The following is a 13,294-nucleotide window of genomic DNA, read 5'->3' as shown; positions in this document are numbered from 1 at the left end:
TGCCGACGCGCCGACGGTAGGGGGGGCTGGCTGTATTCTTCATGCGAGCGAAGACATGGTCAAGCGTCATGGGCGCGTCGCGCCCTTCACTTCCCGCCGGCGGGCATGCTGGCAATTTGTGCCACCAGCAAAAACGCCCGGACAAAGTCCGGGCAAGACTGGCTCCCTGGCATTGCACCGGGAGACAATCGAGGGAGCGACGTCCGGTCAGGTGAGGCTAGCCAGCTCACTGGCCGGACATGGTCGGCAACAAGACCCGGTAGATCTGGATGAATGCGGGTCCAAGCAACACTAGCAGCAGTGTCGGGAAGATCATGAAGATCAAGGGGAACAATAGTTTCAGCGCAATCTTCGCGGCCTGTTCCTCGGCACGCATGCGGCGCTTGGTGCGCAGCATGTCGGACAGCACCCGCAGCGACTCCCCCAGGCTCGTGCCGAAGCGGTCGGCCTGGTTCAGCATGGATGCGAATTTGTCCACGTCTTCCACACCGGTGCGCAGCGCCAGGTTGGTCAGCGCCTTGTCCTTGGCGAAGCCAGAGCGCAGTTCCAGCAGCATCAATTGCAGCTCGTCGGCCAGCACCGGACAGCGCAGCGCGAGTTCATCCGCCACGCGCATCAGCGCCGCGTCGAGCCCGAGCCCGGCCTCCACGCAAACCGTGAGCAGATCAATCACGTCCGGAAACTCCTCGAACACCGCGCGCTTGCGGTTATCCACCTTGCGCGATAGCACGGCATTGGGCAGGTAGTAACCAATCGCGCCTAGTACCGCCAGCAGTGCCAAGGTCTTGTACTGCCCCTGGAACGCCTGCATGCCGCTCACCGCTACCAAGGCCAGCATGGGCAGCCCGATGGCCAGCACCGTCTTGGCGGCGAAGTAGAGATGCGGCGCGGCACTGCTGCGCCAGCCGGCGTTCATGAAGCGCACGCGCATCTGCGAGCCTTCCCAACCCTCCTTGGGCAACGACAGGCGGGACACGGGCCTGGCCCACCGCACCAGGTTGTCGAGCCAGGCATTGTCCTGCCCCGTGCTGGCTCCGGTGGCCGTACCGATTATCTGCCCCATCCTCTCGCGTGCCCGGCTTGGCGTGAATGTCAGCAGCAGACCGAACACCGCGCCGAACGCTGCCACAAAAATGAGAACCAGCATCAGGACCTGCTCTGTATGGACATCTTGCATGATCGCCTCCGGAATCGAGAATTCTGCTTACTTCTGGGTCGCGCACATTCAGACCCGGATACGGATGATCCGGCGCATCCAGACGACGCCGAGCGTCATTCCTCCCAGCGCCATCCCGACCATCTTGAGGCCGATCGGGTCTTGCCATAGCACTGTCATGAAATCCGGATTCACCACGAGAATCAGTCCCGCGGTGGCGAACGGGAGCAGGCCCAGTATCCAGGCCGATAGCCGCCCCTCTGCCGAGAGCACCTTGATCTTGTCGAACAGCTTCAGGCGTTCACGCACCAGGTTGCCGATCGTGTCGAGAATTTCGGCAAGGTTGCCGCCGCTCTCGCGCTGTATCAGTACCGCGATCACGAAGTAGCGCAAGTCGTTGATCGGCACTCGCATCGCCATGTTGGTCATGGCTTCGTCCAGAGCGACTCCGTAATTGATCTCCTCAAAGGTAGTCCGGAATTCGCGGCCCATCGGGTCTTTTACCTCCTGCCCCACCATCCCCAGCGCACTCGAGAAGGAGTGCCCCGCGCGTAGCGCGCGGCTGATCATGTCGACAGCATCGGGCAATTGCATCTCCAGTTGCTTGAGGCGTTTATGCCGAAGTGCGATGACATGCCAGACAGGCAATGAGCCAACCAGTAATGCGCCCAGTACCACCAGTCCCGGCGGCACGGGCAGCAGCGGCACGAGCGCCAGCGTGCACAGCGCGACCAGCCCGCAATAGCCGAGTAGCTGCGCAACCGACCACGTGCTCCCGGATTGCTCGAGCCATCGGTCGAGCCCGCCGACGCGAGGCAGCATCAGCAGCCAGCGTTGCAACAACGGCGTGTTGCTTAGCATGCGCCCCTTCAGGATCGACAGGGTCTCTGCGCTAACCTGCCCGCCGGCCGACAGCGACCGCAGCCTGGCCTCGATCCGCTTCGCCGCCGGGCCGTGGTAATTGTTCCACCAAAGGTAGACGCCTTCGATGCAAAGCACCACTGCAGCGAACAACAAGATGATGAAGGCATAAAATATGAAGCTCATTTTCTTCTCCCCGCATTCTCTGTGCCGCTGGCCGGTTCAGACGTCGAAGCGCTTTGCCGGGTCATAGGTCTCGTCGGGCAAGCCCACGCCGAACACGCGCAGGCGTTCGGCAAACTTCGGGTACACGCCTGTGGCGCGGAAGTGCCCGTTGACCGTGCCATCCTGGGCCACACCGGTACGCTGGAAGGTAAAGATCTCCTGCATATTGATGATCTCGCCCTCCATGCCGGTGATCTCCTGGATGCTGACTATCTTCCTGCGCCCGTCAGTCAGCCGGGACGCCTGAACAATGACGGTGATTGCCGAGGATATCTGTTGCCGGATTGCCTTCGGTGGCAGGTTGAGGCCGGCCATGCTGACCATGTTTTCCAGGCGCGTAAGCGCATCGCGCGGTGTATTGGCGTGGATGGTGGTCAGCGAACCCTCATGGCCGGTATTCATCGCATTGAGCATGTCCAGCGCCTCGCCACCTCGCACCTCGCCCAGGATGATGCGGTCGGGACGCATGCGCAGCGCGTTGCGTACCAGGGCGCGCTGCGTGATCTCACCCTTGCCTTCGATATTCGGCGGCCGTGTTTCCAGTCGCAGCACGTGCGGCTGGCGCAACTGGAGTTCCGCGGCATCCTCGATGGTGACGACGCGCTCGCTCTCGGGAATGAAGCCGGACAGGATGTTCAGCAGCGTGGTCTTGCCACTGCCGGTTCCGCCTGACACCAGCACGTTCACCTTGGCGTGTGCTAGCGCCTGCAGGAGTTGCGCCATCGGCGGCGTGAGGCTCTTGAGTTCGACCAGGTTGGCTACCTGCAGGGGATTGACGGCGAACCGCCGGATCGATAGCAAGGGACCATCGATGGCGGAGGGGGGAATGATCGCATTGACGCGCGAACCGTCCGGCAGCCGCGCGTCCACCATCGGACTGGTTTCGTCAATGCGTCTGCCGACCCGCGACACAATCTTCTCGATGACTTTCATCAGGTGTGCGTCGTCGTAAAACGTGACATCGGTGAGTTCCAGCTTGCCGCGCCGCTCCACGAAGGTCTGTTTCGCCGTGTTGACCAGGATGTCGGAAACCGTAGGGTCTTGCAGCAGTGGCTCAAGCGGCCCGAAGCCGAACATCTCGTCGTAGACCTCCGATGTGAGCAGCCTGCGCTCGGCGTCATTGAGCAGGATCTTCTCTTCCTCGATGATGCTGCTCACCAGCAGGTTGATTTCCTGCCGGACCTGCTCCTGGGGGAAGCGCGCCAGCCGCTCCAGCTCCACACGGTCCAGCACCGTCTCATGGATGGTCCGCTTGAACGCGCGGTAGTTCGCCGGGGTCGGCGGGAACTGGATTGTCCCATGGCCATTGGCGATGAAGGCAGGCTGGCTGGGGCTCGACAGTTGATCGCGGATCGACATGATGATCTCCGGTAGGGGAATCAGGAACTCGGTGGCTCAGGTTGCACGCGTGCGCAGCATCAGCTTGCGCAACGGCGACACGCTGTCTTGTTGCGCACGGCGCTCGGCTCCGGCTCCGGCTCCGGTTGCGGCAACGAACTGCGTACCCAGTGCCAGGATCGCCTTGGCGATGGCGCTGCGTTTGTGGGATTTCGCGACCGGCTCTCCGTGGCTGATTGCCTCGTCGACAGCCGAGGAATCGTCGGGCAGCGCGTGGAAGATCTTCATGCCAAACACGTCGCCCAGGGCCGAGCGGGCCAGCGCATTGCGGCGGCCCTCGCGATTGAGCAAGATGTGGACCTTGTCGGCCGAGTAGTGCAGGGCGCGCAGGATATCAAGCAGGCGGCGTCCCGGACGGGCAAAGGCGATGGTTGGCTCGACGACGACGCAGATGCGATCGCTGCGATCCAGCAGGCCGATGGACAGAGGGTCGAGCGCCTGTCCGATGTCCACGATCACAAAGTCGTAGACCGGCTGGACCACCGAGAGTATCCACTCGAGTTTCTCTTTCTGAATCTGGCTCGCCTTGATCGGGTCGGTGGCGCCGGCCAGGATGTCGAAATTGCTCTCGACATGCGTCAGGCAGGCATCCAGGAACGCCGCATCCATGCGCTCGATCTGACTGCAGATTTCCGGGAGGGTGGAGGGCGGTGGCTTGTCGCTGACAAGATAGGTCAGGTCTCCGAACTGCCGGTTCAGGTCGATTACCAGGACGCGCTTTCCCAACTGGGTGCCAAGCGCATACCCGAGATTGCTGGCGAGGAAGCTGGTGCCCGCACCGCCCTTGCATGAAATGAACGAGATCACTTGCGCCATCTCGCGATTCCTGGGCACATGGCTGGTCTCCACCCGCCGCAGCGCTTCCGCCAGTTGCATCCTGTCCAGCGGCCACGCGAGGACGTCGCGCACACCTGCGCGCAGGGCCTTGATCAGGCAGTCGGAGCACGGGTTGGGCGTGACAAGAATGCAAGGCAGTTCGGGGTGCTGCTGACGCAAGGCTTCGATGCTATGCATCTGCGATGCCCCGACGACGGGTTGCTCGATGATGAGGAGATCCGCCAGCTGCATCTGGCTGCCATGGAACGGAAAGCGGGCCGGCCCTTCCAGCAGCGACATGGTCTGGAAGTTCCCGATCCCTGCGCTCAGGCGGGAAATCTCGTCAAGTTTTTGGGCATCTTCCGATGCGATCAGGATCTTCAACATGGTGCGTTCTCCAATCTCGGGAAATCTAGCTGCAAACCGATCCACCGCTTGACGAGTTCATGCTCTCTCGGGACAGCGTGGAGGTGAAGGGCGGCATGGTCAGCGTAATCGGAATCAAGGGGATGAACGTGCGTACCGAGACGTTGGTTATGCTGACGGTTGCGCTCTGGCAGGTGCCCCGCGCGGTGACCGCATCGGAGTCGCATCCCGTTGGCAGATAGCTGAGCTGGATGTTGGAGGCGCTGAGCAGTGGCAACAGTGAGCGCATCTTGGTCTTGATGATCGCGTCATCGGCGTCGCAGACGATGGCCATGCGCGCGCCAAGCCGTGTCGCCTCGGCTGCGGTGTTCCAGTAGAACAGCACGCGGGAGAACTCCAYGATGCCAAGCAGCAGGGGGAAGAAAATGCCGGCAATCAAGGCGAACTCGACAGCAGTCGCGCCGCGCTGCCGCGCAGGCCGGAGGAAGGGGGCTCGCGTTTTCATAGTACCTGCCTCATGACGGTAGCGATGTCGGTGAAGGTCAATCCGCTTGCATTGATGAAGGTCTGGATGGGCGAGTACGTATATCCGGTGATCTTGACCGTGACGAGGTTGATCGTGCCGGCCGGCGTGCCAGTGCCCGTGCTGTTGTCGTAGGTGCTCACGTTGGCGAATGACATGCCGGGGCAGCCTGATGCATCGACCCGATCGCAGATCACCACCATCGATGTCGTGAGGCCGGTCGAGAGCGCGGAGCCCGAGCAGCTGGTATTGCCGTAGACGGCCAGGCATTTCGCCGGCCCCGTCGGATAGCTGACATCCAGCGGGGAGAACTGCGACAGGTAGCGGGCCGCGGAGCGCGTGCCTTTGGTCAGGGTGTCGAACTGGTAGATGGCGCGCCCGAATTCCGCCACGCCACAGACCATCAGCAGCATGGGGACCAGGAGAATGCCGAACTCGACGGCCGCCACGCCGCGATGGCGCGCCAGGAGCATTTTTCTTGTCTTCATGATCTCCTCCTATTGCACGAGAACCGGCACTAGCGGTCCTACGCCAGTACCTGCGCCAGGGATGCCTTGCGTCGCGCAGGGGCTGCCGGGCGTGCTTGAGTCGCCCCGGTACTCGAGCCGCACGGAGTCGATGTTTCCGCCGGTTTGCATGGGCTCGATCATCAGCAGGCAGGCCCAGCTTATTACCGGCGCGCTATGGTTGCCGGGGTTGGCGAAACCGGAGCAGTCCACAATCGGTGCGAGCACGAGGCGGCGATCCGCGCCGCTCTGGTACGAAGCGGCGGAGGCGGCATTGCCCTGTGTGCTCAGCCCGGTGACGGAGTCGCCCTGATAGGCACGATAGGCCTTGCGCGCGGCAAGGAAGTTCGGCTGGGTCTTGCCCGATGTATCCACGGAGCTGCCGTCGTAAGCGCTGCTCTTTGCCGTCCAGGTGGTGTCGTTGTACGTGAATCCCGTAAAGTCGGTCACGCCTAGCACTTTCGAGCCTTTGATGATGCCAAAGCGGCTGTTCCAGTCATCCGCCAGTGACGCCTTGTTGCCGGCAGAGCCAATCAATGTCCCTTGGGCCGGCAAGTTGCACTGTCCCGCGCCGTCAAGTTGCTTTGCAATCTGGCTGGCACTGTTGCCTCCGCCCAGGTCCGCCCAGCCAAAGTTGCCGCCCCCGTAGGTGCCCTTGTTGCTRGCGTCGAGCTTGGTCACCAGCCACTGCCCGGTGGTATAGGGGGACTGTGGCGGGCTGATGGTGCTGGGTTTGCAGACAAAGACGGGGATGGCGCAGGTCGTCTGTGCCGAGCCGGTGGTCGCCACCGCGAACGACGCGACGGTTTGGGCCCCGATACTCACGCCCGGCAGGAAGTTGAGCACCTGGGCGAACCAGTTGGCAATGCCGGCGCGGCTGACAGAGCATTTGACGTACTTGATGCTGGCGAGCGGGTAGGTGGCGCTGTTCTTGTCCAGGAAGGGGTCGGCCAATGCGTCGCTGTATGTCACGCTCTGGTTGGCGGCAAGCTGTACCGACTCGCTCTGGAACAATGCCATGTTACGCAGGCCGGCGGTAATGCCCGCTGCTTCCGAGACGGTGAGTGGTGTGGCTCCCGTCAGGTCGCGAGCGGCAGCCAGCGCGCAGGCATCCGCGCCGTTCTGCAGTTCGCTCTTGGCGACGTAGAGTTTGCCCAGGTCGAGCGCCAGGCCGAGGAAACCGACCAGCATGACCAGCGCGATCGCAACGATGATCGCTACCGCTCCGCGCTGCCGGGCGCGATGGCTCGACAGTGCGGTCCTGCGAAGCGTTGATTTGGACATGATGAGTCTCCCCGAGCAAACCGATTTCAGCGCGTTCCCGCACCCCCCGCCATGCCCATGCCGCCGTAGCCCCCCGCACCGAAATCCATGCCACCCGCAGCGCCTGTGTTGGCGGGGCGCAGGCGTATCAGCGACCGCTCGTAGTTGGTCATTGCGGCCACGGCGGTCTTGCCATCGGTGCCCGTCAGCGATGGCAGTCCGGCGGGCGCGTCGGGGTTGATGATCTGGGATCGCGTCACGGTGGTAACGGCCTGGCCAAAATGCTTGTCCCAGTTTGGCGTCGATGTCATGCAGGCGGACAGGGTCAGAGTGCCAAGCACTGCCAGCGTGACGGCGGCGCAGCGCGCGCACTTCAGGTTCTTGTTCATGGTGGTTCTCCTCGTGGACGGACGCTTCGGCAGCTCAGTTGGCGCTCGGTGTTTCGGCCGGGCGGGCTTTGTCCGGCGCCAGGCCGCCGGGGCTGGCGGTGGCAGCGGCGCGCGCCTGCGCCAGTCGTGCCGCGGTGGCTTCGATGCGCGCGATGCGCGCGGCGGCAGCGTCTGCCGGCGGAACGCCCGCAGCGCTCGCCCGGGGCGCGGGCGGGGAGATGACGGGCACGTCATCCAGCGGCTTGGCTGCCGGAACCATGCTCAGCGGAGCCTTTGGTGACTGCGGAGCGGGCGCTGCCGGGACCGCTGCCGGCGCGGGAGCTGCCGGGGCCGGCTGCGAGGGCGTCGGGCTCGGTGCGTCAGTCTTCTTGCCGGAGCCTTCCATATTGCCCATCAGATAGAGCGCGAGCGGGTTCGGTGTCGAGAAGCTGTCGGTTGGCAGCGGATAGGATGCGCTCTGCATGGGTTGGACCAGGTGCGGGGTGATGATGAACACCAGTTCGGTCAGGTCCTGCTGGAAAGACGTGCTGCGAAACAGCGTGCCCAGCACGGGAACCTCGCCGGCGCCCGGCAATGCCTTTAGCGAGCCGCGTGCGCTGTTTTGCAGCAGGCCGCCAATGGCAAAGCTCTCTCCGTCCCGCATCTGCACGGTGGTGGAAGCGCGCCGGGTGGTGATCAAAGGCAGGATGGTCTGGCCCGTCAGGCTGCTGCCGCTGACCGTGGCGCCGGTGGGCGAGAGCTCGGAGACCTCGGGTGCCACCCGGAGATTGATGCGCCCATTTGCCAGCACGGTCGGCGTGAACTTCAGGCCAACGCCAAACTCCTCCTGCTGCAGGGTGATGGTGGATGCACCACCGAGGGCATTGCTTTGCGCCACCGGGATATAGATCTTGCCGCCAGCGAGGAAGCTCGCCTCCTGGCCGCTGATGGTGACCAGGTTCGGCTCGGCCAGGATCTTCACCAGGCTGTCATTCTTCTGCGCATCGACGGCCACGTTGAAGGGCCGGTTGTTCGCCTTGTTGGCGAAGATGGCCCCCGACGCGCCGCTCAGCAGCGAGGTCACCAGGCCACCGCTCCAGGAGCCGAAGCCGCCCTGGAGGTTGACTGCCGAACCGAGCTGATTCAGCAACGTCTTCGACACTTCGGCCACCTTGACCTCGAGCATGACCTGCTGTGGCGTGTCGACAGACAGCATGTTGAGGACGCCGCCTTTCTTGTTGCCCTCGCCCTGCGCCGCTGCGGCGTACGCATAGGCGATTTCCATGGCCTGTTGCGCGGCCTGCGCGTTCGAAACGCTGCCGGAGAGCACCAGGTTGTCAGCGGCCGTCAGCACGCGGATCTGTGATTCGCCGGGCATCAGTTGCGCCAGCGAGGTCTGGAGCCCGCCGGCGTCTGCGTTGACCACCACGTTGATGATGCTGCAGCCGCCACTGCGTCCTTGCACGATCATGTTCGTGGTGCCGACGCTGCGGCCAAGCACGTAAAGGGTTTGCGGCGACACCATGGTGGCCTGGACCACGTTGGGGTTGCCGAGCGTGCGGTTGCGTACCGGCTCTGGCAGGGGGATCAGCGAAGACTTGCCGACCGGCACGATGATATTGCTCTCGTTGCGGATCGCGCCGGTGCAGTTCGGCCCGCGGCTGTCCGCGGGCACCGCGGCAGCCGGCGCGGGCGCCATGCTGATGGTCATCTGCACCGGGCCGCCGGCGGGCGCGCCCATGGCTGCCTTGGCAGGTGCCGCGGTGGTGGATTTGGCGATGGCGCCGGCTTCGACCGCCACCTGGGCAGCGGCAGCCAACGGTACGCACAAGATTGCACCTGCGACGCTCGCGAGCGCAATGGCTCGGGCACCACTCAGGACTTCCGTATTGACGTTGTTCATTTCGTATCTCCCCCCGGAGAGGCTGTACTTCGCGCCTAGAGTTGCCAAATAGAATCTGGCTGGGCGGCCGCCCTGGCCATCAGAAACATTCAACACTGCCCTGGATGCCGGCCAGCACTCCGATGCAATGGCCCGGCCTGGCCGGCGTCACTGCGAGCGGACGCGGTCTGGCCGGCGCGTGCGGCGCATTGACCGTGACCACCTTGACGGGTTGTTCCGTCGGCGGCGTGCCGAGCAATGTGATCTTGGTAGCGCCACCGGTGCTGACCGCGGCGACGTCGACCTGATTGCGCAGGACGAGCGACAGAGTGCCCACACTGCGGGCGACGTCGAGCTTTTCTGCCTGTTCGGGCGTGACTTCGAGCGTGACGGCATTGACGACTTTCGGCTGGGTGTCGTCGCGGCTGACTTGCTGGGCTACCGCCAGCACCAGGATCTTCTCCAGCACGATCTTGGAGATGCTGCCGTTGCCCGCGCCCTTGGCCTCGGTCTCGTTGGTGTTGACAATCACGTCGACGTGATTGCCTGGCAGGGCAAAGCCCGCCACCCCGACCACATCATTGACACGCACGGTGATGGCGCGCCTGCCCTGGCCAATCACGGCGGAGAGTCCACCTTTGGTGCCCAGCGGAGCGAGCTTGGCGTCGAGAATCGGCTCTCCGCGTTGGACACTGGTGCGAACCACGCGCCCCTCGAGGGATTTGAGGTCCTCGAACGCGCCGGGCGGCACGCTTCCCGCTGGCCAGCTCACCAGGCTCAGTTGCGCATTGGTGAGCGGTTGTCCGAGATTCAGGTCGCTGGTTGCTACCACGACCTGTTTGAGCGAGCTGGAAGATTGTTGCACCAGCCATCGCGAGGCGGAGACGACCGCCGCGACCCCCGCGACCAGGGCGATGAACAGCATCAGAATTGCTCGAGCGTTTTTCATGATGAATCCCCTTACCGTTGTTCGTTAGACAGCATGCCGGCACTCAGCTGGCGGCGTGAGGCGCGGCCTGCCATGCGATCCCTATGCCGGAGGGACGCGTGGATTCGGGTACTGCCTGCGCACCGAAATAGCACTTCCAGGCGCCGCGCAGCGCGTCCTGCGTCACCTGCGGCGGACCGCGGTGATAGAGCACGCTGGACGCCACCAGCACAAGCAGGTCACGTGGAATGCAGGCCAGCAGCGGCGTCCTGCTAGGGAAGTGCAGCTCCTCCAGCAGGAAGTCGAATGCCGCTTCGGTGCTTTCCAGTCCGACGTCGCTGGCGGCGCGCAGGTATACCTCGCGGTAGTCATCGCTCGACAAGGGGCCGATGAAGAGCTTGCTGCCGAGCCGCCGCAGGAATGCCTCGTCGCCCAGCTGCTGGGGATCCAGGTTCGTCGAGAACACCGGCCACACATCGAACGGCACCGAGAATCGCACGCCGGTTTGCAGCGAGAACATGTCGACGCCGCGGTCCAGGGGCACAATCCAGCGGTTGAGCAACTCGCTCACGCCTACCAGCTGGCGCCCAAGGTCGTCGACGATGTAGATGCCATTGTTGGCCTTCATATGCGGTGGCGCCTGGTAGAAGCCCGACATGGCGTCGTAGCGCAGGTCCAGCATGGACAGCGTCAACTCGCCGCCCGACAAGACGGCGGGGCGGTGGCAGATGGTCCAGCGGCGATCCGTCGAGCGCTGCTGCAGCGGTGCGTCGGCGGTATCGAACGGGACATGCACGAGCGGGTCAAAGACCTGGATGATCTCGCCGGCGACGGTAATCGCATGCGGTACCGGCACAGCACCTGGCAGGAGCTTGCCAAGGCGCTGTGCCAGGTAAGTCTTGCCGCTACCGGCAGGGCCATACAGCATCAGCGCCCGGCCGGTATTGACTGCCATGCCCACCTCGTCGAGCAGGTGAGAAGGGACGACCAGGTCGCCGAAGGCGGCAGCCATATCTTCCCTGGATACCGATGCCTGGCGCACGGAGTGACGCTGGACGGCAGCGAGATACGCGTCGAGGGTGACCGGCGCTGCGCCGACATAGCTGCTGCGCGTGACCAGTTCGGCGGCCCTGGCATACCCCGCATCGGTCAGGCGGAAGCGTACGTCAAGGTCGCTTGCGCCGCGGTGCGCCACCTCCAGCATGCGCTCTTGCACCGCGATGCTGGCGACCTCGTGGGTCACCGTGGCGGGCAGCTTCAGGGTATCGGCCAACTGGGCGAGCATGGCGCTGCGATGCACGTAGGCCGCCTTCATCAATAGTCCCACCAGCAGTGTGACGTCGACGCCGGTGTCGGCGACCGTCCTGGGCGCGGGATGCCACGGACGCACTTGTTCGCGCATGGCGCCGTCCGGGTTGTCGGCGTCGAAGCCTGGCATGGGTGCCCGCTGCGCAGTTCCCGATGTGTTGTGTTCGATCATTGCTCCCCCCGTCGATTGGCTGGTGCGGCCTTGCAAGCTCGATTTCAGTTTCTGGTTCAGTTTCAGGTTCAGTTTCTGGTGAATCGTGGCGAATGGTTGTCGTCACACGGAGGCGAACAACACGCCGATCGTGCCGGCGGCAATGGCCACACCGTAGGGCAGCGATCCAACCGACCATGACGATTCGTTGCTGGCACCGCTGTCCCGGGTGAGCGCAGGCCCGACCCGACCGAACGACGTCAGCATCAAGGCAAGGTTTCGGCGCAACTGACCAAGGCGGCCACGCCACAACGTCAGTGCCAGCGCCCACGCCCCACCGGCCACGAAGGTAGCCAGCGCAATCTCGAACGCCATCGGCGGGCCCAGCCAGGCACCCACCGCGGCCATTAATTTGACGTCGCCGGCTGCCATGCCGCGCAGAAGGTAGAGCGGCAGGAACAGGGCGAACCCGGTGAGCCAGCCACTTGCCCAGGCCAGGGCTCCGGCGCCCCAGCCGTGCATGACGATCTGCACAGGCAGCGCGAGCAGCCACGCCCCGAAGGTCAGCCAGTTGGGAATGCGACGTTGCTGGGCGTCGATGGCTGCTGCGGTCAGGACCAGCACGATCACCAATGGACCGACGCATTGCGGTAAGGCGGACTGGGCTAGCATGATGTTCCCTCTACTTTTTTTGTTCTATCTGTGCCGGCCCGTTATTCGGACCTGGCATTCCTGCTCAAGCGGTGACTGCGGAAGCGATCTTCTGGTAAAGGTCAAACACGCTGGCGCCTACTGCCTGGACCGAGATGAGAATGGCAACGGCGATCAGAATCCCCAGCAACGCGTACTCGATGGAAGTCACCCCGGATTGATCACGGTGCAGTTCCCTGAACATTCGTCCTAGCTTTGGCATGGTGTCCGCCGTGTCGTCGTGGATCGTTGGATTGGGCAGGATGGCTCGTGTCGTGAAGCCCCCCTTTCCACCGTGAGCCATCGTGAATCCGCCTTGGCCGAGGCGGGGTGCGGACGGGCTGGAGAGCCCGTCCGCGTCGCCTTAGCCGTTAGCGGATGTGAGCGCAGTGCCAATCGTTGTGAAGGTGGACTTGAGCTGTGTGCCGACGGTCGCGACCGCGCCGATGATGACGACGGCGATCAGTGCAGCGATCAGGCCATACTCAATGGCGGTGACACCATCTTCATCGTTGGCGAAGCGCTTGATGTTGTTGATCAGGGCATTCATGACAATCTCCTTCGGTGTTGGGAAAAGACTTGATGCAATGAAAATCAACTGCGGGGGAGGGTTGTTCGTTGCGGAGGGCCGCAGATTGCGAAGGCGTGGAACGGCCACTTGCCACCCTTGTGTTCGCGACAAAGCCGAGAGATCGCGGCGCTATGCGTGGCGGCAATCCGGATCCCGTCCAGCATGCCCTTCACCAGCGCCTGCGAGGGGAGTCCTGGCAGGCGATTTGATGTACCGTCCCTCCAGATAGTCCTTGCGGCCTCCAGATGGACAGCGGGCATGGCGTGTTGTCGGTCAGCAGTC

The 13,294-nt window shown here is 63.7% G+C and carries 14 protein-coding genes; all 14 read right to left on the bottom strand.

Annotated features, from left to right (window positions below; genetic code table 11):
* Nucleotides 1–226: 226 nt before the first annotated feature.
* Nucleotides 227–1,177, bottom strand: a complete 951-nt coding sequence (locus AB4061_RS34125) for a type II secretion system F family protein (protein WP_441640590.1) — start codon at nt 1,175–1,177, stop codon at nt 227–229.
* Nucleotides 1,178–1,225: 48 nt separating this feature from the next.
* Nucleotides 1,226–2,203 (bottom strand): type II secretion system F family protein, encoded by a 978-nt coding sequence (locus AB4061_RS34120; protein ID WP_441640589.1) that lies wholly within the window; start codon nt 2,201–2,203, stop codon nt 1,226–1,228.
* A gap of 36 nt (nt 2,204–2,239) precedes the next feature.
* Nucleotides 2,240–3,601, bottom strand: coding sequence for a CpaF family protein (locus AB4061_RS34115; protein ID WP_441640588.1), 1,362 nt, complete (start codon nt 3,599–3,601; stop codon nt 2,240–2,242).
* A 36-nt stretch (nt 3,602–3,637) separates the two neighbouring features.
* On the bottom strand, nt 3,638–4,843 hold the full coding sequence (locus tag AB4061_RS34110) for an AAA family ATPase (RefSeq protein ID WP_441640587.1): 1,206 nt from the start codon (nt 4,841–4,843) through the stop codon (nt 3,638–3,640).
* Nucleotides 4,844–4,868: 25 nt separating this feature from the next.
* Nucleotides 4,869–5,327, bottom strand: coding sequence for a TadE family protein (locus tag AB4061_RS34105; protein ID WP_441640586.1), 459 nt, complete (start codon nt 5,325–5,327; stop codon nt 4,869–4,871).
* Nucleotides 5,324–5,833, bottom strand: coding sequence for a TadE/TadG family type IV pilus assembly protein (locus AB4061_RS34100; protein WP_441640585.1), 510 nt, complete (start codon nt 5,831–5,833; stop codon nt 5,324–5,326). The genes AB4061_RS34105 and AB4061_RS34100 overlap by 4 nt, the downstream gene beginning before the upstream one ends.
* Nucleotides 5,834–5,842: 9 nt before the next feature.
* Nucleotides 5,843–7,135 carry a pilus assembly protein TadG-related protein gene (locus tag AB4061_RS34095; protein WP_441640584.1) on the bottom strand — a complete coding sequence of 431 codons (1,293 nt, stop codon included), beginning with the start codon at nt 7,133–7,135 and terminating at the stop codon, nt 5,843–5,845.
* Between the two features lie 26 nt (nt 7,136–7,161).
* Entirely contained in the window at nt 7,162–7,503 is a 342-nt protein-coding gene (locus AB4061_RS34090) for a hypothetical protein (RefSeq protein WP_441640583.1), read from the bottom strand.
* A 34-nt stretch (nt 7,504–7,537) separates the two neighbouring features.
* Nucleotides 7,538–9,385: a type II and III secretion system protein family protein gene (locus AB4061_RS34085; RefSeq protein ID WP_441640582.1), complete on the bottom strand. Its 1,848-nt coding sequence runs from the start codon at nt 9,383–9,385 to the stop codon at nt 7,538–7,540.
* Between the two features lie 79 nt (nt 9,386–9,464).
* Nucleotides 9,465–10,313, bottom strand: a complete 849-nt coding sequence (gene cpaB, locus AB4061_RS34080) for a Flp pilus assembly protein CpaB (protein ID WP_441640581.1) — start codon at nt 10,311–10,313, stop codon at nt 9,465–9,467.
* A 43-nt stretch (nt 10,314–10,356) separates the two neighbouring features.
* Nucleotides 10,357–11,730, bottom strand: coding sequence for an ATP-binding protein (locus AB4061_RS34075; RefSeq protein WP_441640580.1), 1,374 nt, complete (start codon nt 11,728–11,730; stop codon nt 10,357–10,359).
* A 144-nt stretch (nt 11,731–11,874) separates the two neighbouring features.
* Nucleotides 11,875–12,423 carry an A24 family peptidase gene (locus AB4061_RS34070; protein ID WP_441640579.1) on the bottom strand — a complete coding sequence of 183 codons (549 nt, stop codon included), beginning with the start codon at nt 12,421–12,423 and terminating at the stop codon, nt 11,875–11,877.
* Nucleotides 12,424–12,487: 64 nt separating this feature from the next.
* On the bottom strand, nt 12,488–12,745 hold the full coding sequence (locus AB4061_RS34065; protein WP_441640578.1) for a Flp family type IVb pilin: 258 nt from the start codon (nt 12,743–12,745) through the stop codon (nt 12,488–12,490).
* Between the two features lie 60 nt (nt 12,746–12,805).
* Nucleotides 12,806–12,991 carry a Flp family type IVb pilin gene (locus AB4061_RS34060; protein WP_441640577.1) on the bottom strand — a complete coding sequence of 62 codons (186 nt, stop codon included), beginning with the start codon at nt 12,989–12,991 and terminating at the stop codon, nt 12,806–12,808.
* Nucleotides 12,992–13,294 lie beyond the last annotated feature (303 nt).

Source organism: Cupriavidus sp. YAF13 (assembly GCF_052113425.1).
Taxonomy (GTDB): Bacteria; Pseudomonadota; Gammaproteobacteria; order Burkholderiales; family Burkholderiaceae; genus Cupriavidus.
The sequence above is the reverse complement of the archived record's forward strand: the minus strand, read 5'-3'. Positions and strand labels throughout refer to the sequence as shown.